Below are 25525 nucleotides of genomic sequence, written 5' to 3' on the forward strand. Positions count from 1 at the left end.
GGCCACGCCCCAGAGCCCCACCCGGCTCTCGTCCAGGCCCCAGCTCACGAAGCGTCCATCGGGAGAGAAGGCCACGGTGCTCAGCTGCATGTCGTCCAGGTCCGAGTCGGAGTAGAGCTCGCGGCCGCCCTGGGCGGCCCGCACCTCGAAGGCGCTCGTGTCCGCGCTGACCGCCAGCAGGGAGCCCTCCCGGTTGAACTCAACGTGGATGGCGCCGGGGGCGGGCCCGCTGACGTTCCGGATGACCTCGAGATCGGGAAGGCCCAGGTACACCAACTCGCCTGCCGACGTCCCCGCGACAAGCCCTTCCCCGGACGGAGCGAAGGCCACGGTCCAGGTGCGGGAGGATTGCTCGAAGGCGCGGGTCGCGAGCGGCCTTCCAGTCCGCGCATCCCAGAGACGCAGCGAGGCACGGGTTCTGTCTTCCGGCTGTTCCTCGGCGGCGCCCGCGGCCGCGAACCGGCCATCGGGCGAGAGCGCGCACCCGTAGAGGTACGCGGGGTCCTCCCGTCGCCACACCAGCCAGTTGCGTTGCAGGTCCCAAAGCAGGACGCGTCCCGCCGGAGCGGTCAACAGCAGCCGTGTTCCATCCATGGACAGGTGGGCACCCGAGATCGACATCCCGGTCTCCACCGTGGACACCAGCGAACCGTCGGAGACCGCCCAGGTCTGCAGGGTGCCGCGGACCGTCACGGACAGGAGGTTCTGCGAGCCAGGAAGGAACCACGCCGCCATCGCGCCCGGCAGCGGGAGCGTGACGACTGGAGTGTGATGGTCCGACTGGAGGTCCCACCAGCGAAGACACGCCTGGCCGCGTTGAAGGACCGAGAGCAGGTAACGGGACGACGCGTCCCAGCCCAGCCACTGCAACTGGTAGACGGGAGGATTCGGTTCCGGATCGCCCAGCCGTCGCAGCAGCGACAGGGACCGCGCGGTGTCGGGTGTCACGAGAGGGGAAGGCATGACCATCAACGTTGAGGGGGGATGACGGGTTGTATGAGGCCCGCGTTGGACAGCAATTCGCCCACGCGGTGGCCCAACTCGACGTGCTCGGGGTTGCTCGCCGTCAAGCGCTCCGGGGTGAGGATGACGAGCGTGCCCCTGTCCTCGACGGGCTCGATGCGGACTGGGGCCGGTAACGGGGGGACGGTTCCACGATGTCGCGACTGGTACATGACCCAACCCGCGAACGTGCCGGCGTCGGATGTTTCACTCATGAGCCTTCGGAAGTTGTCGGACGTCACAACGGCCCAATCCGGATCCCAGGCAAGGGCCATGCTCCGTACCACGGCACTCAGCACGGAGGCCGTCACCAGCCTGTCCGCATTCGTCCCTTGCCTTGGCAGGGGCATGACGCAGCAGTTGGGATTGGCTCCTCCGTAGTCGCCGCAAGTGATTCGGAGGTCCACACTGTCTCCCCTGAGGCCACCGTTGCCGAACCAGAAAGTGAAGCCCAGTTCTTCAATCGCGGGTCCTCCCCGCTCACGGTTGACACCTTTGCGGAACAGCTCGGTGAGGATCGCTACGTCGGGCGGCATCAACGGGTGCTTGCGCGCATCCTTGAGTGACCGAGCCGGCTTGTACCACTGGGCCAGGAAGGGGTCGCATTCGGCCAGAAGCCCCAGGAAGACCGCCGTGCGCCCGGCGCACGCCTCCGGCGTCTCCTTACGCGGTCCCCAATAGGCACCCGCGTAGTAGGTCTCAGGGTAGGTCTGGGGATCCGGCATGGTGGTCCGTTCTACTCGCCTCAGCGCACCAGGGTGTGGATGACTTCGATCTCTGAAATATTGTTCTCCTTGAGCAGCTTTCGGATGGCATCGGCGGTTCTCTTCTCCGCGACATGCCACTCGATGGGAATGCCCATTCTCCGCACCCGACCGACCTGCCGATTTGCCTGCTGGACCATCTCGGCGGCTCCCGAGCTCTTGAACCAGGATTTGGGATCAAGGCTGTCGAGGAACTTGTTCGCATAGCCGGGCCCCTTGGCCTCCAGCAACACGCCGCTCTTGAATCCGTCGAACTTCACGCCTCCGCTTTTCCTGCCCACGCCTCCGACCCAGTAGTCGAGGGCACCCTCGGGCATGAAGGGATTGCGGCGCAGGCCCAGCTCCACCGCCTGCTGCACTTGCTCACCCGGCCGGGCAGTGACGAGGGCCGTGCCCATCGGCATGCGCTGCTGCCGCAGCACCCTGGCGCCACCTCGACCCGCGGGCCTCTCCACCCCGGCGCAACCCGCGACAACGAGGGTCGAGATCAACACCGTGATCGCCGCGCGCATCCGCGTCGGGAGGGGGTAGGACTTGACCATGCGGGCGGCACGATACGCGTCGCGTTACAGAGCGCCTACATCCCTGCCAGGTGGGGGGCTTGAGCGGAGCTCGACGGTGGGCCTAAGACACGTCCGCCCCTTCCAGGGGTTCCGTTCCGAGGACACCCATGTTCAAGAAGATCGCCATTGGCCTTGTCGCTGCGCTCCTGCTGTTGATCGGCGTCATCGCCACCCGCCCCGCCCACTTCTCCCTGTCGCGCACCGCCACGGTGCCGGGAACGCCCGACATCGCCTTCGCGCTGGTGAATGACTTCCACCACTGGGGCGAGTGGTCCCCCTGGGACAAGCTGGATCCGAACATGAAGCGCGTCTACGGCGGCGCGGAGTCGGGCACCGGCGCCACCTACGCGTGGGCGGGCAACGACCAGGCGGGCGAAGGCCGCATGACCATCGAAGAGAGCAAGGCGAACGAGTCCGTTCGCATCAAGCTCGAGTTCATCAAGCCCTTCGCCGCCACCAACACCACCACCTTCGAGCTCAAGCCCGCGCAGGACGGCGTCGCGGTGACGTGGACCATGTCCGGCGAGAACAACTTCATGAGCAAGGCGTTCTCGCTCTTCATGGACATGGACAAGATGGTCGGCAAGGACTTCGAGGCGGGCCTCGCCAACATGCAGAACGCCGCCAAGGCCGAAGTCGCGAAGCGCGCGGAGGCCGAAGCCGCCCGGAAGCTGGCCGAAGCGAAGGCCGCCGAAGAGGCCGCTGCCGCCGCTGCCGCCGCTGCCGCGCCCACGGAAGGCGCGCCCGCCGTGGCCGTGCCCACGCCGTAGTCCCCACGATGCTCGTGCGGTTCCCGGCCCCTTGTTGCCTCCCAGGCAACGAGGGGCCTTTTCGTTCCACGACGTCCCTTCCACCGACCGCCTGCACCACCCGCGGTCAGCGTGAGACACACCCGTGGTATCTGTATCGCTCTCCCGGATGTATCGAGGTTCGGCAATGCCTGTGTCTCATGGAGCCTCCCGGCTCACCCTGTGCCTGCTCCTGCTGCTGGCCGCTTGCGACTCCACGAAGCCCGACACGACGCCAGGAGGGGGCGGAGACAACGACAAGGTCGCCGCGCTCCGCATCACGCCGAACGGTGCGACGCTGCTGGTGGGTGAATCGCTGACGCTGGCCGCGCAGGCGGTCGACGACACCGGCCACGTCCTCGAGGACGTCCAGGTCACCTGGACGTCCTACCTGCCGCAGTACGCCACCGTCTCCAGCGGCCAGGTGGAAGGCGTGTCCGCGGGCGGCTCGGTCATCACCGCCACGGTGGGTTCGGTGAGCGCGACCCTTTCGGTGGTGGTGCTCCCCGACGACGCCTCCCGCCCGTCGAGCCACGAGGTGCTGGAGACGGCGCGTGAGGCCGGACTCATCAACGACGAGGAACTGCTGGCCTATCAGGTGTACGCCGCCTTCAGCGATCCCCGCCTGCCCGTCCAGTACAAGGCGCGCGTCGAACCCGGCTTCGACGCCACCGCGCTCGAAGCGCTGCATGAACGCTTCGACACCCTCTCCTCGCCGATGCAGGACGCGCTCGGAATGTATCTCCTGCGCCCGGACGACCCGGGCAGCTGGCTCAACGCGCCCCTGCCGTCCACCGAGCTGCGCAGCCTGGCGCGTCCCACCTGTCGCGCAGGCCTCGACGGCTGGCACAGCGTGTCCAGATCCAACACGAAGGTGAAGATCTGGTTCGAGTATGGCGTTCCGGGTCAGCGCGAAAAGGCCGTGCTCCTGGAAGATGCGGTGGAGAAGGAGATCTGGCCGAAGCTGATGGCGCTGGGCCTCAAGGAGCCGCTCACCGACGAGGCCTACGCCGGCTGCAACGGGGGCAGCTCGCAGGTCGACCTCTACCTGGTCCGCAACATGACCGACCTCGGGCTGACGCTCCCGGCGGGCTACGACGACTCCCAGACCCCCACCTACATCCTGCTGTCCGGTGGACTCTCCATTGACGAGCTCAAGGCCGCGGCCGCGCACGAGGTGATGCACGCCATCCAGTGGTCCTACAAGACGATGGCGCCGCAGCCTTCCTACGGTTGGATCCGCGATGCGACCGCGACCTGGGCCATCGACTACGTCTATGGACAGACGTTGCAGCTGGAACAGGACTACGCTGACTGCTTCATGAGCACCCCGGGTTACTCCCTGGAGGATCGCTCCGCGGGCAACTGCTCGTCGCCGAAGGCGGGGCAGGCCAAACGCGACTACGGCGCGTATCTGTTCTTCCAGTACCTGGCGAAGAAGCATGGCCCGAACCTCGTGACGGCCTCGCTGGAGAAGCTGACCAAGGAGACGTCGGCCCTCAGCGCGGTGGACGCAGTCATTCCTGGCAAGTTCAAGGAGGTCTGGCCGGAGTTCGCGAAGGTGCTCTGGAATCAGGCGCCCATCGACACCCAGGCAGCGTCCTTCAAGCAGTGGGATCAGCTCTCGGAGAAGGTGCGCTCGAACGACCTCCTGGCCGACCTGGCCGGCGCGCCCGAGGCCCGGACGGATCTCCATGATGTGCTCAGCAACCTGTCGAGCCGCTACTACCACTTCACGTTCAGCGACACGGACACGCGGTCCATCCGCTTCCACAACGGCTGGTTCCAGAACATCACCCAGGCAAAGGATCCGGTGAAGGTGTCCGCGTTCTGGAGCGACGCGAGCGGGACGTGGCACGAGGAGGACTGGAGTGACTACGAGGACGTGGGCTTCTGTCGCGACCTGAAGTCGCAGCGGGTGCAGGACCTCGTCATCATCACCAGCAACGCGAAGTTCGAACCCGGAGGCGGCGGGAAGCTCACGTCGGCGGAGGCGTCGTACCTCGAGCGCAACAACGTGGGTTGCTGGAAGTTCAAGGGCACGTCGAAGGCGGTCCAGATGAGCAGTGGCTGGACCGGCAGGGGGAAGATCCTCGACGCGAACCTGGAGTTCGAGGTGCTGCGCGCCTTCGCGGCCGCGGACTACGACCATCCGCTCCTGCCGCACACCAAGAGGCTCGGCGCCTTCCTGATCATGTCGCCCAGCGCCAGGTTCACGCTCGACATCCAGTACGTGACCGGTGGCTGCGGCTACCGGCTCGCGCCCACGGAGTACACGCTGGGGCCGGTGGGCGGCGGAGTCCTGCTGGTGAATCCCTTCAAGGGCTTGAAGTCGCTGGACCCCGACACACAGGCCTGGCTGTCGCACGACTCGCGCGCCTACACCGCCGCGCTCGCGGACGGACGCATCGTCGACGTCACCGTCAGCGGCAGTGGTTGCACGAGCCCCTTCAAGGACGCACCCGGACACATCCTGGTCACGAACGCGGATGAGGTCGTGTACTCGGGCCTACCGCCCCTCGCGAAACCGGACGGAGCGCTGTTCGAGTTCATCACCATCGACGGCATCGCCTTCAACTGGACCCTTCAGCCCCAGCGCGAGCCCTGAGGCAGGCGGCTCCCAGAGGAACAGCGGGATCCGGCGGTTGACCAGCCGGTTCCCCGGATCCACCGTCACCGCCCGGACGGGCCACGGTGGAAGCGGCACGGTGGCGTGCACCGTCGCGGACAGCGGCTCCAGTCCGTACGAGACCGTGACCCGCTGTCGCTGTTCCCCGGTCTCCCCCTGGAGCTCCAGCTCCACCACGCACGGATACACACGGCCGGCGACCGTCCGCTGCGTCACGGTCAGCACCAACGCCTCCTCCTCGCGCCACTCCACCTGGAAGAACGGCCAGTCCGGCTCCCCTGCCCCGTCCACCCAGGTCTCGAAGTAGCGCTGGAGCCCCACACCAGACGCCCCTTCGAGCGCCGTGCGCAGGTCCTCGATGCTCTGGGCTCCAGGCTCGGCCAGGAACGACTGGAGCGCGGAGAGCACCTGCGGCCTGCCCACCAGCGACTCCAGTTGCAGCAGCAGGATCATCGGCCCGGTGCCGTAGACGTCATTCACGAAGGAGATGAACGGCGGCGCCGGCACGTCCCCCGGGCGCAGGTAGAAGGACGACGTGCGCGCCAGCCGGTCCCAGTACGCGAGCGTCGACGCCGCGTCCGTGCCCCGGTGTTCGTCCTCGTAGACATACGTGAGGTACTCCGCCACGGCCTCCTTCCACGGGTAGTCCCGCGCGCTGGCCAGGGTGGTCCGATTGCCTGCCCACTGGTGCACCACCTCGTGCATCAGCGTGTGCAGCGTCATGTTGGCGTAGTCCTTCGGAAGCAGCGGCAGGTTGTCGCGCAGGATGATGTTCGCCGGATGCTCCATGCCCAGCCACTCCGTGGGTGCTCCCGCCACGCGCAGCTCATGGCCGTAGGGCAGCGGACCGAACCGCGCCGTCATCCACCCCAGGAAGTCCTCCACCGCCGCCGCGTCGAGCGCCGGGCCCAGCAGCCCACCCGGGACCTCGTAGAGCTCCACCCGCGCCACCTCCGAGTCCACCAGTCGCGTCCGCTTCCACGCGGGATGGGAGGCCACCATGAAGGCCGAGTACGTGGGCGCCCGCGTCCCCAGCAGCTCACAGCGTGTATGGGTTTCATCCGGCCGGGACAGACTCCCCGGGCACAGCACCACCTGCCCCGGCGCGTGCGTCACGTCGAACGTGAAGTGAGCCAGGCGCGCGGGCGCATCGTCACACGGGCCCAGGAGGTCACAGGACTCCACCCACCCGAGCAGATACGAGAACAGGTCGCCGTGGAGATCCGGTCGGCGGGAGAACCCCACCTGCGTGTACAGGTACGTGGTCTCCGGGACCACCCGGCGGCTTTCAATCCACAGCGGCCCATCCACCACCGACCGCCCGCAGACCTCCAGCGTCCCCTCCTCCGTGCGGGTGCTCGCGGCAGGCGCACCCTGCCACCGCACGTCCGTCACGCCCTCCGGAGCCGGAAGGGACAGACAGCCCTCCCGAGCCCCCTCCACGTCCAGCCACAGCCGAGAGGTTGCCTCCCGCGTCGTCAAATCGAAGGTCTGGTCGTACCGGTCCACCGTGTACGCCAGCGGTGTCCCCGCGTCGGGCAGGTCCTGGGGTTCAGGGTCCACCGCGTCACAGCCCGACCCGCCGAGCAGGCCCAGCAGGAGCGGCGGCATGCAGCGTCGGAGCAGGGGTCGGAGCACGAACCCGATACGCATCGGAGCGCACCGTCAGGTCGTCACCATGAAGAAAGGGGCGACCGTTCCCGGCCGCCCCTCCCCTTTAGCGCTTCACTTCACCTACTTCGTGAACGTGATGGGACCCGTGGACAGCGTGGTGTTGTTCGCACCGTCCACCGCGCGCACGCGCCAGGTGTGCGTGCCCGTGGCCAGCCCGGTCACCGTCGTCTGCTCGGTGCCCACGCCGTACACCTCGAACTCCCACAGCGAGTAGCCATAGGCCGTCGCGCGCTGCACACCGCGCATGCGCACGTAGCGACCCACGCCCGTCAGGCCCGTCCAGTCGTCGATGCCACCGTCGCCGGTGTCCACCGTCTTCAGCGCCACCCAGTTGGTCGCGCCGTCCAGCGACGTCTCCACGACGTAGCGCCGGCCGTACGCGGCCTCCCAGTTCAAGAGCACGCGCTTGACGGAGTAGATGGCGCCCAGGTCCACCGTGATGGAGTCGGTGTCACCCGTCGTCGCCGTGCCGACGCTCGACCAACGCGTCGTCAGGCTGCCGTCCACCGCGTCGTTCGGGCTGCCGAACTCGGACGAGGTGGCCACCACGTTCTTGCCCCTCGCCAGGTTCGTCCCGGCGGGGGTCGCCGCGCTCCGCAGGATGGCCGGGCTCCGGTCCGCCCCGTCCACGATGAGCACGTACTGCGCCACGCCCGCGCCCACGTCCGTGGTCTGCTCCCAGATGAAGCGCGTGGACGTCCCCGGCACCGCCTGGCCCGCCGACGGCGACAGCGCCGCGAAGGCCGCCGGAGGCGTCGTGTCGTTCAGCGTGAAGGTGAACGTGGGGGACTGCGTCACCCCGTTCGCCCAGTTGAACGCCTTGACGAACCAGGTGTGCGTCCCGTTCGCCAGCTTCAGGCTCTCCAGCGGAGCCGACGGCGTCTTCGTGATCGCCACCGGCGCGGCGCCGCCGTCGATGAAGACCTCGTAGCGCTGGATGCCCGTCTGCGGATCGCTGCTCGCGTTCCAGGTGAACGCCGGCCGCGTGGTGGTGATGACCACGTTGTTCGCCGGCGTCAGCAGGCTGAACGCCACCGGCGCCGTCGCATCCGTCAGGCCGAAGCCCTGGATGCCCACGCCGTACTGGAACAGCGGGTTGCCGTAGATGGGCTCGATGTGCTGACCCGTGGCGATCTTCTGGCGGATGGTCGCCCGCTCCGCGTCCGTCGCGCCCAGATCGTACGGCAGGTCCCACCGCTCCAGCTGGCCACTCTCCACGTCCGTGCCAATCTGGCTCATGGAGCGCGGCAGCTGCCACGGCGTCTTGCCGCGCGGCAGCACGTCACCGAACAGCACGTCCGCCACCGCGTAGCCGCCCATGTCGCCGGGACGGTACGCAATCAGCAGCGCGTTGGTGATGGGCATCACGTTCGTCAGGATGTACGGCCGCGGCATGATCATCACCGTGGTCGTGGGGATGCCCCGCGACTTGAAGCTGTTGATGACGCCGAACTGGTCGCCCCACTTCGCGTCGTGGGCCGGGCCAATCGGGTCACCGGGCAGGTACGGCTTCTCCTTGTCCCACTCCGTGCCGTGGGTGAAGTAGCTCTCACCCACCACCACGATGGCCGCATCCGGCGTCACGCCCGCGGGGGCGTTGTCCTTGTAGACCGTGAGCCCCGCGGCCTCCGCGCGCGCCTTCACCGCCGCGTAGATGGTCGGGTCGCCGAACTCGTAGCCGTGGAAGTCCGAACGCCAGGTCACCATGCAGGACATGTCGTCCGCGCGGGGACCCGCGATGACGATCTTCCCACCCGCCGGCAGCCGCACCGGCAGCACGCCGTCGTTCTTGATCAGCGTCATCGCCTCTTGCGAAGCGCGGCGCACCGCCGCCTTGCTGTCCGCGGTGTGCCACTCGGAGGTGCCTGCGGGGCCCTGCTTGTACGGGTCCTCGAAGATGCCCAGGCGGAACTTCAGGTCGAGGATGCGGCGCACCGAATCGTTGATCCGGGACAGCGGCACCTCGTTCTCGAAGTTGGCCATCGCGGACGGCGTCGCGCCGCCCATGACGTCCGAACCCGCCGTGGCGGAACGCACCCACGAGCCCGAAGGCAGCCAGTCCGAGCAGATGACGCCGTCGTACTTCAGCTTGGTGCGCAGGTAGTTGAGGATGCCCGGGTTGTCACCCGCGCCGTACCCCTCCGGCCCCAAGAGCCAGCTGCCGGCGTAGCCCGGCATGATGCCGCTCGTGCCCGCCTCGATGGCCGCGTGCCACGGACGCATGTGGTAGTGGATGGTGGTGCCGTCGTAGGTGATGCCGGCCTCACCACCGGCGCCCTGCCCCGGCCAGTGCTTCGTCGTCACCCAGATGGAGTTCGGGTTCACTTCCGGACCACCCTGGAGGCCGGCGATCAGCGCGCGGGTGATGCCCGCCGCGAGGTCGGCGTCCTCGCCGTTGCCCTCCTGGATGCGCGGATAGAGGACCTTGGTGTTCACCTCCGCCAGAGGCGACAGCGTGCCGCGGCTGCCAATGGCGATCTGCTCCTTCCGCTGGATGTCACCCATCTCGTAGATGGTGTCCAGGTCGCGCGACGCGGCGAGCGCCGGCTGCGTGGGCCAGCTCGTCTTGTAGCCGTGGATGGAGTCACCCGCGTCGATGTGCGGGATGCCCAGCCGGGTGGCCGCGGACGCCTTCTGGAACATCGGGATGTCCGTGGGGGACAGCGGCCCCATCTGGAAGCCCGCCTCCGGGTAGACCTTGGCGTCGTAGAACATCTGCATCGCCTTCTCGTGCAGCGTCATCCGGCCCATCAGGTCGTTCACGCGAACGGAGATGGGGTTGCGCCAGTCCTCGTACGGGTCGATGACGCCGTTCTTGTTCAGGTCGCGCGAGCCGTTGATGACGTTGACGCCATCCGCCTGCGTCTCCACCGTCGGCAGGTACACGCTGAAGTTGCCGATGTCGGAGCGGGGCGTGCTGCCCGACAGCGTCGCGACGACGTACCACTTGTACGTCCAGCGATCCGGCAGGTCCTCCGTGAAGGTGAAGGACGTGCCCGTCTGCGACGCCACCTGCGTGTAGCGATCCAGCAGGTTGCCCGCCGCCATCCAGTCGTAGTCGTTGCGCGTCAGGTTGACGTAGAGCTTGTAGTTCGTCGCGCCCGTGACGGGGGCCCACGTCAGCGTGGGACGCCGGGTCGCGGTGACCATCGCGTTGTTCGCCGGCGACACCAGCCGGAAGGAACCCGCCACCGCCATCGGCGCGGGGGCCACATACGGGTCCGGGATGATGGTGGGGTCACGAGGATCCGTGGTGCCACCCGTGGCGAAGATCTCCACGTTCCAGTCCGCGCCCTGCACCGCCAGCGCGCTGACGGACTGCCCGCGCTGCTGGGTGCCGTTGTAGTCCACCACCGCCAGCCGGATGTCCGTGTTGGGCTGGGTGGGCGAGAACTGGTTCTTCGACAGCGTCACTGTCGTGTTGGGCGGGAACGTGAGCTGGTAGGTGAACGGCCCGGGCGGGTTGCGCACGGACGGCGTGGTGTTGCCCTCCTCCGGCACGGGCGTGACGCTCAGCGGCGCGGGCGACACGTTGATCTTCGCGTACGCCAGCTCCGGGAAGTTCAGCTTGATGGTCTGGTTGGTGGTCTGCGTCGGCGGCGGGTTCGTGCCGCCGGACTGGTAGACCTCGAAGGACCACAGCGAATAGCCGTAGCCGGTGCCGCGCTCGGTGCCGCGCATGCGGAGGTACCGGTACGTGCCGGAGACGGGGATCTCCCGCCTGCCGATCGCGCCGTTGGTCACCGTGTTGAGCGTGGTCCACTGGGCGTCGTCGTTGGAGCCGTCAATCGTATACGTCTTGCCGTAGGCACCTTCCCAGTCCAGCACCACCTTGCCCACCACCTGGGACGTGCCCAGGTCCACGCGGATCCACTGGGGGTCCGCGGCATTGGAGGCCCAGCGCGTCGTCGCGAGCCCGTCGAACGCGAAGCCCGGCAGCAGGAACTCGGAGTTGCCCTCCACGCTGGACGCCGTGGCCGGCCTGTTCTTCGCCAGGTCCGTGTTGGTTGGCGGCGGCGTGCCCCCCGTCTCATAGATGGCGAACTCCCAGAGGGAATAGCCATACGCGCCCGCGCGCGCGACGCCCTGCATGCGCACGTAGCGGCCCGTGGTCCCCGCCGGCAGGGACAGGTCGTCCACCAGGCCGTCGCCGTTGGTCACGGTGAGCGCGTCCGTGAAGGCCGTGCCGTTGGCGGACACCTGGATCTTGTAGCCCGTGGCGTAACCCGCCTCCCAGGTCAGCACCACGCGCGAAATCGTGCGCGTCTGCCCCAGGTCCACGGTGATCCATTCATTGTTCGTGAAGTTGCTGCCCCAGCGCGTGCCGCCGTCGCCGTCCACCGCGTACTGCCCCAGGAAGTTGCCTTCCGCGGAGGACGTCGTGGTGGGCCTGTTCAACGCCACGTTCGTCTGGGCCTGGGCCGGCGCGGCGCCCAGCACGGTCAGCAGCAGCGCCGCCGCCACGAAGGCGCGGTAAAGCCAGACACCGGGTGGCGCTTCCAGCAGGACCGGGCGCACGCCCGTTCTTGACAATTGAGAGGAAGATTCAGACATTGGGGGACGACTCCTTGAGTAGGAACACCGTGACGCATGCGTCTGGACGCACGACCAGGACGCGCGTCAAACGCAGAGGGGACTGCCGGCTGGAGGGACTGCATCCCTGCCCTGGCGACACCGGACACGGGGGCGTGCCGGCGACGTCAGGACAAGGCTCGGGCGTTCCGGCTGTCATCCTCGACAGCCGGCCCGCCCTCCTGGCACTGCGTCCTGCCTAGTTCGCGGTGAAGTACAAGTTGTCGAGCAGGAGGAACTGGCCCGCGGCTCCGCCTTCCGCGGCGAAGGTGAACGGTGCCGAAACGGCGTTGAGCTTCAGGCCCGCCGCGGTGTAGTCCGCGACCGGGATGGCCAGGTGGTGCCACTCCCCGTCATTCACCCAGCCGTACTTCGAGACGGCGAGCTGGAAGCCCTTTTCATTGGCAGCCAGGCCGCTCGACATGCCGACCTTCACGTTCGCGAACGCGGGGTCCGCGGACTTCATGCTGACGTGGAGCGTCTTCCAGGCGTCCAGGTTGCGCTCGGCCTTCCAGTGCACGCCGAAGCCCATCCACGGCTTGCCGTTCTGGACGATGCGGTCGGCGGACTTGCCCTCCACGCGGTCGGGATCCGACTCCACGTAGACGGTGCTCTCGTAGAGGTAGAAGTTCGTGTCGACGTTGTCGAGCACCACATCCTCCGAGCGACCCGTCTCGTAGAAGATGCCCACCATCAGGCGACGCTGGCCCGCTTCATACGGGAACGGCCCGGGCAGCAGCTGCGAGGCCGGCTCCGTGCCTCCGTCCGTGTCGGTGCCCACGGGGCCCTGGTCGGTGTAGTCCGCCGGGCCCGGATCCGGGCGGCAGGCGGCGAGCAGCAACAGCAATCCCCACACAGGCTTCTTCATGGCTTCACCGCCCGGTCCGCACCGCTTGAGGTCTTCACCATCACCCAGCCGCCGCTCACCGTTCCGCCCAGCTCCACGACGCCCTTGTACGAGGGCGTCACCAGCTCATAGGCGATGGTGCCGGACGCGTCGTACGTCACCGCGTCCGGGAAGTTGTCGAGCACGGACTGGAAGGCCTTCACCGCCATCTCCCGCGTCTGCGGGAGGCTGGCCTGATCCGCGAGGCCCCGCTGGTAGATGGCCGCGAGCTGGAGGCCCACGTAGTACTGCGCTTCACCGTACGGCCCCTGCGCCAGGATGGTGGCCCACGAGTAGTAGCCCGCCACGGGGCTCGCCCCGGACTGGATGTCCCACTTCGTCTCCGTGCCCACGCCCGACAACCGGAAGGGGTTGTACGGGTCGTCCAGCACGGACGTGTTCGGGTAGATGCCCATCTGCGGGTCGGTGACCGTGAAGGTCATGTCCTCCAGCGAGCGGCCGTAGAGGATGGTCGGTTCGTCGTAGCAGCCGGACAGGGCCACCGCGGCGGCCAGCAGGAAACCCGTCTTCATGATGCGTCGTCCCTCAGAGAGAAAGGATGGCATACGCGCCCACCTCGTACTCGCGACCCTTCAGGCCCTCGGTGATGCCCCGGTCGTTGAGGCCCTCCGAGTACTCATCCAACATGCGGACCAGCCCGCGCAGACCGAAGCGCGTGGACACCGCGCCCAGCACCGGCTTCTTCAACCCGTAGGACAGGTCCCCGCCCAGCTGCACCGGGTACGTGAGGTTGAAGACGCGGTGGTAGTCGTAGGGACCCCAGTCGTTGAAGTGCAGCTGGGCCGCGAGCAGCAGCGTGTCGTAGAGCACCGAGCCGTCCAGGCCGAAGCGGTGCACCTGCCGGTTGTCCTCGCCGGAGGACTGGTTGCTGCCCACGAACGCCGTGCCGAACAGGCGCAGGCGCTGCGACGGGTTGCCCACCAGGCGCAGCGACGTCTCCCACTCGTCCCGGGCGACCGGCGCGCTGCCGAACGCCACGGTGCTGCCGTCCGCGAGGATGGCGATGCCGGCGTCACGCGACGTGGGCTGGTGGCGGTAGACGATGTCCAGGCCCGCGGCGAACGGCGCGTCCTCGCGCAGGTCCCTGTCCCACGCCCAGAACCAGGTGCCGGGTGTCGGGTCGAACGTGATGAGCAATTCCCCGCCCAGCGTCTCGCGGTTGTCCAACACGGTGAAGGCATCCACCAGCACGTTGCGGGGGCGCACGCCCGCGTAGTAGCGGCCGGTGTCCGGGTCGAACGCGTCGGAGATGGTCGGGTTCGGCCCGACGAGGGGCTTCTGGTAGAGCAGGTTCGGCGAGACTTGAATCGTGCCGAACTGCAGCGCCGCGCCCAGCTGGCCGGCGTAGTGGTTGCCTCGGCCGCTCTCGCGCAGGCTCCAGCCGGTGATGATGTTGCCCTGCTCCGGGCCGCTGTCCGCGACGAGGCCGCGGATGGAGGACTGGACGAGCCAGCGCACCATGCCCATGTCGTAGGTGAGCCGCGCCTTCGCGCCCAGCGTGTCCAGGAACTGCACCTTGTCCTGGAGCACGTCGTAGCCGCTGTTGAGGTAGCTGGGCGCATCCGCCGCCGCGCGGCGCGTATAGGTGAACGTCTCCCCGATGCGCTGGGGCGCGGCCAGGAGGCCGCCCACGTCGAGCACGAGCTTGCCGGTGGCGTACTGGAAGTTCAGCGCCGTCCTGCGCGCGATGCGCTCGCGCACCACGGAGGCCGTGTTGGACGAAGCGCCCTGGGCCAGGTCCTCCTGGTGCACCAGCGTCACGTTCACCGGGCCCACGTTGTTGCGGTACTTGGCCACGGCGGACGGGTTGGCGCCCCAGTACAGCTCCGGGCCCACCGCGACCTTCAAGCCCTCGATGGCGCGCTTGCCGGTGAACACGACGCCGAAGGGCGCATTGCCGTGGTAGATGTCCAGGTTCGGGCCGTAGTTGGCCTCGCGGTAGAGGCCGAAGAAGTCACCCTCCTCGCCCCAGTGGTAGTGGCCGGTGCGGTAGTAGCCCTCGAGCGCGAAGTCCGTCCGGTCCAGCTTGAACTCCGCCTGGTACAGCGCGAAGCGATCCAGCGGCGAGTTCGACTGCGGCACGGCGCCCGGGCCCGTCGGGATGACGTTCGTCCCCGGAGTGGAGGGCGTGCCGCGGTTCTCGTAGAACAGGTTGTTGAGCCGGTTCTGCGCCACGTTGCCCACGACGTTGAACGACGCGCGGCCGTAGACGCCGCTGGCCGGCTGCAACGCGAGGTCGAAGAAGATGGATTCGGTGTGGTCCGCGGAGCTCTGGTTGGGCCGCACCGTCGCGATGCTGCCGCGCGACAGCGAGCTGTCCAGGAGCAGCCGCAGGTTGGACACCCGCACCGCGCTCAGTTCCTCCGTGCGAGCCAGCGCCACCGACGACGTGTAGCTGCTGGTGAGCGAGGAGGGACGGATGGACCCGAAGTGCTGGCGGATGGTGTCCGGGTTGGTGTTCGGCGCGTACGGGTCCAGGCGGAAGGCGGCCTGGAGCACGTAGTAGGCGGTGCGCGGCTGGAGGCCGCTGATGCCATTGTCGTCCGGCGGGCCCAGGGCCGCGATGCCGAACCACTCCTCGTTCATGTTGTTCTGGCCGGGGACGAAGTCCGCCGTGTAGCCCCCGTTGGGCCAGGACGCGGTGGTGTCGTGGATGGAGAGGTTGGCCTCCTGGCCCATCTTCCACCAGCCGTCCACCCACTGGAACACGAAGCCGCCCACGGCGGTGCCCGACATCCCCTGGCCGTAGCTCTCCAGGTAGATCTGCTCCCACTGCGTGCGCAGGTACTCCGCCTGCGCGACGTGGTCCTCGCGGCCCGCGCGGGCGTCGTACGCATCCGCGCCGAACTCGGAGAAGAACACCGGCTTGTTGAGCTTCTGCTTCACCTCCGCGAACAGGTCGCGCGCGGTGGCGCCGCGGTAGACGTTCGTGCCCAGCACGTCCAGGTCCTGGCAGTACTTCGCGATGAGGTCGATGTACTGGAGGTCGCCGTTGGCGATGGACACCGGGTGGTTCGTGTCCCGCTTCTTCACCGTGCGGGTCGCCTCACCGTAGAGCGTGTAGAGCGACTCCGCGCGCGCCGCGTCCTCATGGCCGGGCAGCGCCTCGATCTCGAACGACGTCCAGTGCAGGCCGTAGTTGTTCTCGTTGCCCAGGAGCCACATCAGGACGCCGGGCACGTCCCGGTACACTTCGACCTTCTGCGCCAGCGCGTCCAGGATGGCCTGGCGGTGCGCGGGGTTCGAGTAGTCGATGTTGGGGACCATCACCCCGTTGACGGCGTGGCCGTAGCGGCCCATCAACGGGTTGAGCATCGTGTAGATGCCGTAGTTCCGGTAGATGTACTCGACCCAGACGGGCGGGATGTCGTCGAACTGGCGGATGGCGTTGATGCCCGCGTCGCGCAGCAGGCCCATCTCCTTGGCCAGCACCTGCTTGATGAAGTCCTCCGGCTGGTTCCAGAGCGAGTAGCGGTAGTTCTCACCAATGGGCGTGTAGCCCCAGTTGATGCCGTGGATGGCGAAGTCCTTGCCGTCCACCTGGAGCTTGAAGCCGCGCTCGTCGTGGATCACGCGCGTCACCGTCGTCTTCACGGCGGCCCCCGGCGTCGCGGCCACGGGCGGCGGCGCCGGAGCGACCTCGGGAGCCGGGGCTGGAGCAGCGGTCTCGGGAGCCGCGGCGGCGTCCACGGGGCCCGCGGTGGGCGGCTGGCTCGCGGCCGGCGCCTGGGCGGGAGCCCCTGCCCCGGGCTGCTGGGCCAGCGCCTGCGCGCCGCACAACGCCAGACACGTCGTCAGGAAGAGCTTTTTCAAGCGGCCTGCTCCACGTCCAGCCCGTTCTGGGCCACGACGTCACGGTAGAGGTGGGCACTGTCCTTCGGGATGCGCTGCTGGGTGGCGTAGTCCACATAGACGAGGCCGAAGCGCTTCTCGTACCCGTACGCCCACTCGAAGTTGTCCAGGAGCGACCAGGCGAAGTAGCCCGCCAGGTTCACGCCCTGCCCGATGGCGTCACTGCACGCCTCCAGGTGGGTGCGCAGGTAGTCCACGCGCTTCACGTCGTGCACGCGCCCGTCCGCGCTGGGGCCGGTGGAGTACGCGCAGCCGTTCTCCGTGATGTAGATGGGGCCGGGCTTGTATTCGGTCTGCAGGTGGACGAGGAGCTTCGTGAGCCCCTGCGGGTACACCTCCCAGTCCATGTCCGTCTTGTCCGGGCGCACGTGCACGGTGCGCGGCGCGTTCTTCTCCTCCGGGATGCGGTTGCTGCGCAGCACGGCGCGCGAGTAGTAGTTCACGCCCAGGAAGTCGGTGGGCTCCGCGATCGCCTTCAGGTCGCCGTCCTGGATGAAGTCCAGCGAGGCGGAAGGGATGCGGCCCGCCTTCACGTGGTCCTCCACGACGTCCATGGGGTAGCCGCGGCCGTAGAGCGGCTCCAGGAACCAGCGGTTGAAGCCACCGTCGAAGTCACGGCACGCGTCGGCGTCCTCGGGGCTGGGTGACGCGGGCTCGCCGGGCGTGAGGTTGAGGGTGATGCCCACCTCCGCGCGCTGCACGTTGGAGCGGATGGCCTGGACCGCCTTGCCGTGCGACAGCAGCAGGGTGTGGGACGTGGCGAGCGCCTTCGTCCAGTCCTTGTGGCCCGGCGCGTGCTCGCCGTTGCCGTAGCCCAGCACGCTGATGCACCAGGGCTCGTTGTGGGTGATCCACCGCTTCACGCGGTCACCCAGCGCGCGGCTCATCACGTCCGCGTACTCCACGAAGGCGTCACCGGTGGCGCGCGCCGGCCAGCCGCCCTGATCCTCCAGCACCTGCGGCAGGTCCCAGTGGTAGAGCGTGACGAAGGGCTCGATGCCCGCGCCCAGCAGCGAGTCCACCAGCTTGGAGTAGAAGTCCACGCCCGCGACGTTCACGCGGCCCCGCCCTTCCGGGAGGATGCGCGGCCACGCGACGGAGAAGCGGTAGGACTTCAGCCCCATCCAACGCATCAGTTCGATGTCCTCCGGCCAGCGGCGGTAGTGCTCACACGCCACCGAGCCGTCGGACTTGTCGTTGATCTTCCCGGGCGTGGCGGCGAAGCGGTCCCAGATGGACTCGCCACGGCCGTCAGCGCGGGTGGCACCTTCAATCTGATACGCGGAGGTGGCCACACCCCAGAGGAAGTCAGGAGGAAACTGACGCATCGGCGGTAACTCCTTTCGAAGCTTCGAGGTGGCAGCGGACCAGGTGGTTCGCGGCCGGCAGGACGTTGGGAGGGGGAACGGTGGAGCAGCGCGCCTCGGACACCGGGCAGCGCGGGGCGAAGGGGCAGCCCACGAGCGGAGGCAGGCCCGTGGCGGGGCGCACCGGCAGCGCCGCCTGGAGGAAGTCCGCGCCATCCGGCACGGCCGACAGCAGGAGCTTCGTGTACGGGTGGCGCGGCTGGCCCAGCACCTGTTCGGCGCGGCCCGCCTCCACCACCGTGCCCGCGTAGAGCACGAGGATGCGGTCTGCCAGGTGCCGCGCGCTCGCCAGGTCGTGGGTGATGAACAGGATGCCGATGCCGCGCTCCTGCGTGAGCCCGCGCAGCAACTGCAGCACGCCCTTGCGCGTGGACACGTCCAGCATGGAGGTGGGCTCGTCCGCGATGATGACCTGCGGCTCCACCGCCAGGGCGCGCGCCACCGCCACGCGCTGGCGCTGGCCGCCGGACAGCTCATGCGGGAAGCGCTTGGCGAACTGGTCCGCGGGCGTCAGGCCCACCGACTCCAGGAGCGACAGCACCTTGGTGCGCAGCCCGGACTTCGGCACCCGGCCGTGGCGCACGAGCGGCCGCTCCAGGTGATAGGCCACCGTGTGCACGGGGTTGAGCGACGCGAACGGATCCTGGAACACCATCTGCACGCGCCCGCGGTAGTCGAGCGACGCCTGGGCGCTGTCATCCGACAGCACGTCGCGGCCGGCGAGGCGCAGGTGGCCCGCGTCGGGCATGTCCAGCCGGGCCAGCAGCCGCGCCAGGGTGCTCTTGCCGCTGCCGGACTCGCCCACCAGCGCGACGATCTCCCCCGGCTGCAGGGAGAAGGACACGCCCTTGAGGATGGGCCGGCGCTCGCGGGAGAAGAAGCCGCCCACGGAGAAGCTACGGGTGAGGCCTTCGGCCTCCAGGAGGGGCGCGCTCATCGGTGACCTCCAGGGATGGCGGCGATGCGCGTGGACGGCCGGGCCACCGACAGCTCGGAGACCGCCGGCGGATGCGGCGTGACGGACACATCCCCCGCGACGAGGTGCGGGAACGACGACAGGAGCAGCTGCGTGTACGGGTGGCGCGCCCCGGTGCGCAGGCCCTCGGAGGTGTTCACCTCCACCAGCTTGCCGCCCTGGAGGATGCCCACGCGGTCCGACAGCGCGAGCAGGAGCGGCAGGTCGTGCGTGATGAAGAGGATGGCGAAGCCCAGGCGCTGCTTGAGCTCCAGCATGCGCTGGAGCAGCTCCTTCTGGACCACGACGTCCAGCGCCGTGGTGGGCTCGTCCATGATGACCAGCCGGGGCTCCAGCGCCAGCGCCAGCGCGATGCCCACCCGCTGCCGCATGCCGCCGGAGAGCTGGTGGGGATACGCCGTGACGAGGTCCGGCGACAGACCCACCATGCCCAGCAGCTCGCGCGCGCGGGCGTAGGACGCCGTGCGGGACACGCGGCCGTGCGCCGCCAGCGTGTCGTGGAACTGCTCGCCCAGCGTGAGCACCGGGTTGAGCGCGCTCATCGCGCTCTGGAACACCATGGACACCTGGCGCCAGCGGAAGGCGCGCAGGCCGGCGCCCTCCAGCGCGGTGACGTCCATGCCGTTGAAGAGGATGCGGCCCTGCGTGACGCGCGCGGAGGAAGGCAGCAGGCCCAGCAGGGCCGAGCCAATGGTGGACTTGCCGCTGCCGGACTCGCCCGCGAGGCCGAACACCTCACCGGGCGCCAGGTCGAAGGACACCGTGTCCACCACGCGCGAGGCGCCCTTCTCCGTCGCGTAGTCGATGCACAGGTCCTGCACGCTCAGCAGCACGCCCGGCGCGGGCCGGTCCACGTGCACCGGGAGGGTGGTGCCCCTGGGCAGCGGCGCGGGCTTGTGCACGCGCAGCGCGGGGTTGGTGAGCTCATCGATGGCGGAGCTCACCAGCGTCAGCGCGAAGCCGACGAGCGCGATGCCCAGGCCCGTGGGGACGAAGATCCACCACGAGCGCGTGAGCAGCGCCGCGTCGTTGCCGGCCCAGTAGAGGTTCGTGCCCCACGTCACCGCGCTCACGTCGCCCAGGCCCAGGAACTCCAGGCCCACCTGCGCGCCCACGGCATAGAGCGTGTTTCCAATGAACGACGAGCCCAAGAGCGACGCCATGTTGGGCAACAGCTCCCGCGACACGATGCGCGCGTGGCTCTCCCCCGTCACCACCGCGGCGGACACGAAGTCGCGCCCACGCAGGGCCAGCGACTCCGCGCGGAAGACGCGCGCGTTCCAGGCCCAGCCCGCCACCGTCAGCACCGCCACCATGCGCAGGGGGCCGGACGGCAGGTAGGCGCCCAGCACGATGGCCAGCGGCATGCCGGGAATCACGAGGAACACGTTGGTGGTGAGCGACAGCACGTCGTCCACGCGGCGGCCCAGGTAGCCCGCCGTCACGCCCACGAGCGCGCCCACCAGCGTGACGAGCGCGCCCACCGCGAAGCCCACCGCCAGCGTCTCTCGCGCGCCCACCACCGTCTGGGCGAGCACATCCTGGCCCTGCCCCGTGGTGCCGAACCAGTGCGCGGAGGACGGCGGCTGGTGCGGCCGGCCGACGAGCTCCGACGGATCCATCACGAACCAGGGGCCCACCAGCGCGAGCAGCAGGAAGAACAGCAGGAGGCTGCCGCCCACCGCGGCCTTCCGGTGGCGGAGGAGGCTTCGCAGGGAGTCATGCATGGGCGCGGGTCCTCGGATCCAACCAGAGGCAGATGAGGTCCACGGCGAAGTTCGCCGCGAGCACCGCCAGGGTGATGACCAGGAACAGCCCCTGCATCAGCGGGTAGTCCTGGTTGCGCACGGCGAGGATGAGCAGGTAGCCCGTGCCCGGATAGGAGAAGACGATCTCCGTGAGCAGCGAGCCGCTCAGCACGAAGCCCACCGCCATGCCGAAGCTGGTGACGTTGGGCAAGAGCGCGTTGCGCGCCGCGTACCGCAGCATCACCTGCCGGGGCGGCAGGCCGCGCGCGTGCGCCAGCCGGATGGAGTCCGTGCCCAGCGTGGTCACCATCGTGTTGCGCATGCCGAGCATCCACCCGCCCAGCGTGGCCACGACGATGGACGCCGCCGGCAGCACCGCGTGCCGGGCCACGTCCGCGGCGAACGCGAACGTCAGCCCCGGCTCCATGTCGTGCCCGTACGCGTGGCGCAGCGGGAACCACCCCAGCACGAAGCCGAAGAGGTACAGCGCCAGCATCGCCAGCCAGAAGTATGGAAACGCCCCCAGGAACGCGAGCGCGGGGGACAGGCCGGAGTCCAGCCACCCTCCCCGGTTCCACGCGGCGAGCACGCCCAGGAAGGACCCCAGCGCGAAGCTGATGATGACCGCCACGCCCGCCAGCGCCACCGTCCACATCAGGCCGGTGCCGATCACCTCCGTCACCCGCGCGGGGAAGTACGCGTACGACATGCCCAGGTCGCCCTGCAGCAGGTGCTTCAGGTACGTGAAGTACTGCGAGTAGAGCGGCGCGTCGGTGAAGCCGAAGGCGGCCTTGAGCGCGGTCATCGCCTCCGGCTGCACCTTGCCCTTGAAGCGGGCGAACATGGCGGACGCCGGATCGCCGGGGGCCAGGCGCGGGATGACGAAGTTGAGCGTGAGCGAGGCCCACGCGGCGATGAGGTAGAAGCCCAGCCGCCGGAAGATGTAGCGACCCATGGTCAGCGCTCCCGGGGGGCGAGCTCCGTCAGCACCAGCAGGCTGTCGGGCTCCGCGTGCGGCGCGAGCCGCGCATAGGGGTTCTGTTCGGTGGGGAAGCCCGTGAAGCGCAGCGAGTTGGACTCGCCCCAGGACGGGTTGGGGAACAGCGGGATGGCGGGCGCCGTGGCGGAGAAGCGCCGCTGCACCGCGGACATCAGCGCGTGCTGCTCCTCCAACGTGCCCGCGCGCTCGAAGCGCACGAGCAATTCATCCGCCTCCGCGTCCCCCAGCCGGTGCCAGTTGGCCGCCGCCACCTCGCCCACCGGGACCACCGTGCGCGGGGAAAGCAGCCACTTGTAGAAGTTGTACGGCGTGGGCCCGTCCAGCGACCAGGAGATGGCCAGCTGGAACTCGCCCTTCTGCAGGCGCGTGAGCCACGTGCCGAACTCGTACGTCTTGAGCTGCACGGAGATGCCGAGCTTGCGCAGGTCGCGGCTCACCACCTGCCCCGCCCGCACCCAGTCCGACCACCCGCTCACCACCTCCAGGTCCAGCGCGAAGGGCTTGCCGTCCGGCAGCCGGCGGAGGCCATCCGCGCCGCGCGTCAGGCCCGCTTCATCCAGGAGTTTGTTCGCCTGGGCGAGATCGTAGTGCGTCCACGCATCCTTCGCGACCTCTGGGTCCTTCCAGTCGGTGTACGCGTCGTTGAGGGCGGTGGCGTCCGCGGGGCGCGTGTAGCCGTACATGGCCACCTCCACCAGCCGCTCGCGGTCCAGCGCCATGCTCAGCGCCTTGCGCACGCGCACGTCATCCAGCGGCGGCCGCGTGGTGTTGGGGTACAGGAAGACGGTGCTGCCGTAGAGCGGGAACCAGCGGTTGTGGTGCGCCGGGTCGCGGGCGACGAAGGTGCGGTCCACGGCCGGCACGAAGTTGCCCGCCCAGTCCACCTCCCCCTCCACCAGCGCCATGTTGGCCTGGTCGTTGGTGGGGAACGCGAGGAAGCGCAGCGCGGACACCGCGGGCTTGCCGGGCATCCAGTAGTGCGGGTTGCGGCCCAGCTCGTACACCTGGTTGCGGAACAGCGTCACCTGGGTGAAGGGCCCCGTGGCCACCGGCTCCGGGTTGGTGAACGTCACCGGATCCGCGACGTGCTCCCAGATGTGCCGGGGCACGACGATCTGGTGCGCCAGGTAGGTGAAGCCGGGCAGGAACACGCGCGAGAAGGAGAAGGCCACGGTGTGGGGCCCCTCCGCCTTCACGTCGGTGATGAAGCTCCACACGCCGCCGGCATCCAGGGCCTGGTGCTTCTTCAGGAGGCCGAAGGTGAAGACGACGTCATCCGCGGTGAAGGGCTTGCCGTCGGACCAGAGGACGTTCTCGCGCAGCGTGAAGCGCAGCGTCTTCTGGTCCTCCGTCCACGCATGCGCGGTGGCGAGCCAGGGCACCCACTGGCCCTTCGCGGAGCTGAAGACCTCCATGCACTCGTAGACGCCCGCCCGCGTGGGCCAGCGGGCCCCGGCGCCCGCGAACAGCGGGTTGAAGTTGCGCACCCACGCGCTCTGCTGCTCCACGGACACGAAGAGCACGCCGGGCGGACGCGGGCGCGGCTCCGAGGAGCACGCCAGCAGCAGCACCAGCGGCAGCAGCACGCGGGCGGACTTCACGGCGTCGCCTTCTCGTAGACGCGCACGTAGTCCACCTTCATCGTCTGCGGGAACACCGTCTTGGCGTCCGGAGGCCCCACGTACGAGCCGCCCACCGCGACGTTGAGGATGATGAAGAAGGGATGGTCGTAGACCCACTTCTTGCCCGCGGGCAGGGTGTCCGGCGTGGCCTCGAAGAAGACGGTGTCGTCCAGGATGAAGCGGAGGCGCTCCGGCTCCCACTCCACCGCGTAGACGTGGAAGTCCGCCTGGAGCGTGCCCCCGCCGACCGCGTGCTCACGGCCCACGCTCTGTCCGCCGGAATAGCCCGGCCCGTGCAGGGTGCTGGTGACGATGGAGGGGATCTGCCCGCGGTGCTCCATGATGTCGACCTCGCCGCAGGCCGGCCACCCCTTCGTGTCGACGTCCGCGCCCAGCAGCCAGAACGCCGGCCAGATGCCGCGCCCCGTGGGTAGCTTGATGCGGGCCTCGTAGCGGCCGTAGGCGTGCTGGAAGCGGCCCTTCGTGTTCAGGCGCGCGGAGGTGTAGTCATTGTTCCCGTAGCGCTCGCGCCGCGCGGTGATGGCCAGGTTGCCCTCGCCGTCCAGCGACGCGTTCTCCGCTCGCGCGGTGTTGAACTCGTACTGGCCGTTGCCCCACCCGTCCCCACCCACGTCCGGGGCCCACTTCTCCTTCGCGGGCAGCGTGCCCGCGGAGCCCTCGAACTCGTCCTGCCAGATGAGGGTCCAGCCGGTGCCCGGCAGCACGGTGTCGGGCTTCGGGGGCTCGTTCTGCTTGTCCGCGATGCCCGCGGCGGGATCACACGCCAGCGTGCCCAGGCCGGACAGGGCCAGGGCGAAGAGGAAGCGACGGGACGTCATGCGGTTCTCCCAACGTTCTGCTGGGGAAAGAGGGAGCGGTCGCGCAGCGCCGCCTGCAACACCAGGGTGGCCGCGCCCACGGCGATGGCCCGCTCCCCCAGCGCCGAGGTGACGATGCGCGTCTCCGCCATGGACACGGACAGGGCGCGCTGACGCACCGACGCGCGCAAGGGGTCGAGCAGCAGCTCCCCCACCGACGAAATCTCTCCGCCGAGGACGACGATGGCGGGGTTCAACAGGTTCAGCAGGCCGCCCACCGCGATGCCCAGCCAGGCGCCCATGCCGTCGATGATCTGCTTCGCGGCGGCGTCGCCCGCGCGGGCGCCCTCCACCAGGTCGCGCACCGTGGGGCCCTTGCGGCCCCGCGTGCCCATCAGCTCCCGCGCGCGCTCGGTGAGCGCCGTGGAGCCGATGAGCGTGACGAGGCAACCGCGCAGACCGCACACGCAGAGCGGCCCGTTGGAGTCCACCGCGATGTGACCGATCTCACCGGCCGTGCCGCCCGCGCCGCGGTACACGTCGCCGTGGATGATGTGGCCGGCACCGATACCGGTGGCCAGCTTGATGTACGTCAGGTCCTCGCCCCCGGAGCCCGCGCCCCAGAAGCACTCCGACAGCGCGCCGAGGTTCGCGTCGTTGTCCACGAACACCGGCATGTCGAAGGCGGTCTCGAACCACTCCTTCACGTCCACGTTCTTCCAGGCGGGCAGGATGAGAGGCGACATCTTCCCGGGCGAGGCCGGGTGCACGGGGCTGGGCACGGCCACCCCCATGCCGACCACGGAGCGGCGCGGGACGCGTTCAGCGTCCAGGCACTCCTGGATGAGCTCCTTCGCCTTCTGGAGCGACCCTTCCGGATCGCCGCGCACCGCGTGGCTCGCCTTGCTCTGCGTGCGCACGCGGCCGCGGAGATCCGTGAGGACCACCGTCACGTGGGAGGCGCCCAGTTCGACGCCCACCAGGCTGAAGGCCTCGTCGCAGAAGCCGATGAGGGTGGGACGCCGGCCGCCGCGGGAGACCCCGGCGCCAATGCTGCGCACCAGGCCCGCCTGCTCCAGGTCCGCGACAATGGCGGAGACGGTCGACGGACTGAGCTCCGTGCGCCGGGCGATCTCCGCCCGGGAGATCTGACGCTCGCGCCAGATCATGTTCAGCAGCAGGCCGCTGTTCTGCGCGCGCATGCCCGCCGCATCGACCGTCAACACCGCCATTCCCGCTCTCA

17 protein-coding genes are annotated in these 25525 nt (G+C 69.0%); 2 read left to right on the forward strand and 15 right to left on the reverse strand.

Features of this window, described 5'->3' with window-relative positions; genetic code table 11:
- From D7V93_RS03590 to D7V93_RS03600, 3 genes are all read right to left on the reverse strand, one after another.
- A partial coding sequence (locus tag D7V93_RS03590; protein WP_147451031.1) for a WD40 repeat domain-containing protein occupies positions 1 to 963 on the reverse strand: 963 nt, incomplete at its 3' end.
- A 5-nt stretch (positions 964 to 968) separates the two neighbouring features.
- Positions 969 to 1727: an immunity 52 family protein gene (locus D7V93_RS03595; protein WP_120642021.1), complete on the reverse strand. Its 759-nt coding sequence runs from the start codon at positions 1725 to 1727 to the stop codon at positions 969 to 971.
- A gap of 20 nt (positions 1728 to 1747) precedes the next feature.
- On the reverse strand, positions 1748 to 2308 hold the full coding sequence (locus tag D7V93_RS03600) for a Tox-REase-5 domain-containing protein (protein WP_120642022.1): 561 nt from the start codon (positions 2306 to 2308) through the stop codon (positions 1748 to 1750).
- Positions 2309 to 2436: 128 nt separating this feature from the next.
- On the opposite strand from D7V93_RS03600, the gene D7V93_RS03605 reads away from it, so the two are divergent.
- Together D7V93_RS03605 and D7V93_RS03610 are read left to right on the forward strand one after the other, a co-directional pair.
- Complete coding sequence (locus D7V93_RS03605; RefSeq protein ID WP_120642023.1) at positions 2437 to 3099, forward strand: SRPBCC family protein; 663 nt, start codon at positions 2437 to 2439, stop codon at positions 3097 to 3099.
- 166 nt (positions 3100 to 3265) lie between these two features.
- Positions 3266 to 5725: an Ig-like domain-containing protein gene (locus D7V93_RS03610; protein ID WP_158623640.1), complete on the forward strand. Its 2460-nt coding sequence runs from the start codon at positions 3266 to 3268 to the stop codon at positions 5723 to 5725.
- Here the strand turns inward: D7V93_RS03610 and D7V93_RS03615 are convergent.
- The 12 genes from D7V93_RS03615 to D7V93_RS03670 form a co-directional block, all read right to left on the reverse strand.
- Positions 5627 to 7357 carry a M1 family aminopeptidase gene (locus D7V93_RS03615; protein ID WP_158623641.1) on the reverse strand — a complete coding sequence of 577 codons (1731 nt, stop codon included), beginning with the start codon at positions 7355 to 7357 and terminating at the stop codon, positions 5627 to 5629. The genes D7V93_RS03610 and D7V93_RS03615 overlap by 99 nt on opposite strands.
- A 123-nt stretch (positions 7358 to 7480) precedes the next feature.
- Positions 7481 to 11974 carry a discoidin domain-containing protein gene (locus D7V93_RS03620; protein WP_120642026.1) on the reverse strand — a complete coding sequence of 1498 codons (4494 nt, stop codon included), beginning with the start codon at positions 11972 to 11974 and terminating at the stop codon, positions 7481 to 7483.
- Between the two features lie 217 nt (positions 11975 to 12191).
- Positions 12192 to 12860, reverse strand: coding sequence for a hypothetical protein (locus tag D7V93_RS03625; protein ID WP_120642027.1), 669 nt, complete (start codon positions 12858 to 12860; stop codon positions 12192 to 12194).
- The gene (locus D7V93_RS03630; RefSeq protein ID WP_208722909.1) at positions 12857 to 13411 is read right to left on the reverse strand and encodes a hypothetical protein; all 555 of its coding nucleotides are present in this window, start codon (positions 13409 to 13411) and stop codon (positions 12857 to 12859) included. Before D7V93_RS03630 ends, D7V93_RS03625 begins: the two co-directional genes overlap by 4 nt.
- 13 nt (positions 13412 to 13424) lie before the next feature.
- Positions 13425 to 16712 (reverse strand): glycoside hydrolase family 2 TIM barrel-domain containing protein, encoded by a 3288-nt coding sequence (locus D7V93_RS03635; RefSeq protein WP_120642029.1) that lies wholly within the window; start codon positions 16710 to 16712, stop codon positions 13425 to 13427.
- Positions 16709 to 18079: a GH1 family beta-glucosidase gene (locus D7V93_RS03640; protein ID WP_120642030.1), complete on the reverse strand. Its 1371-nt coding sequence runs from the start codon at positions 18077 to 18079 to the stop codon at positions 16709 to 16711. Before D7V93_RS03640 ends, D7V93_RS03635 begins: the two co-directional genes overlap by 4 nt.
- A complete protein-coding gene (locus D7V93_RS03645) occupies positions 18060 to 19055 on the reverse strand; it encodes an ABC transporter ATP-binding protein (protein WP_120642031.1) in 996 nt (331 codons plus the stop codon). The genes D7V93_RS03640 and D7V93_RS03645 overlap by 20 nt, the downstream gene beginning before the upstream one ends.
- Entirely contained in the window at positions 19052 to 20821 is a 1770-nt protein-coding gene (locus D7V93_RS03650) for a dipeptide/oligopeptide/nickel ABC transporter permease/ATP-binding protein (protein WP_120642032.1), read from the reverse strand. Before D7V93_RS03650 ends, D7V93_RS03645 begins: the two co-directional genes overlap by 4 nt.
- Complete coding sequence (locus D7V93_RS03655) at positions 20814 to 21797, reverse strand: ABC transporter permease (RefSeq protein ID WP_120642033.1); 984 nt, start codon at positions 21795 to 21797, stop codon at positions 20814 to 20816. The genes D7V93_RS03650 and D7V93_RS03655 overlap by 8 nt, the downstream gene beginning before the upstream one ends.
- A 2-nt stretch (positions 21798 to 21799) precedes the next feature.
- A complete protein-coding gene (locus tag D7V93_RS03660) occupies positions 21800 to 23443 on the reverse strand; it encodes an ABC transporter substrate-binding protein (protein WP_120642034.1) in 1644 nt (547 codons plus the stop codon).
- Positions 23440 to 24303 (reverse strand): glycoside hydrolase family 16 protein, encoded by an 864-nt coding sequence (locus tag D7V93_RS03665; RefSeq protein WP_120642035.1) that lies wholly within the window; start codon positions 24301 to 24303, stop codon positions 23440 to 23442. Before D7V93_RS03665 ends, D7V93_RS03660 begins: the two co-directional genes overlap by 4 nt.
- On the reverse strand, positions 24300 to 25514 hold the full coding sequence (locus D7V93_RS03670) for an ROK family transcriptional regulator (protein WP_244237093.1): 1215 nt from the start codon (positions 25512 to 25514) through the stop codon (positions 24300 to 24302). Before D7V93_RS03670 ends, D7V93_RS03665 begins: the two co-directional genes overlap by 4 nt.
- Positions 25515 to 25525 lie beyond the last annotated feature (11 nt).

The sequence above is a fragment of the Corallococcus llansteffanensis genome (assembly GCF_003612055.1).
Taxonomy (GTDB): domain Bacteria; phylum Myxococcota; class Myxococcia; order Myxococcales; family Myxococcaceae; genus Corallococcus; species Corallococcus llansteffanensis.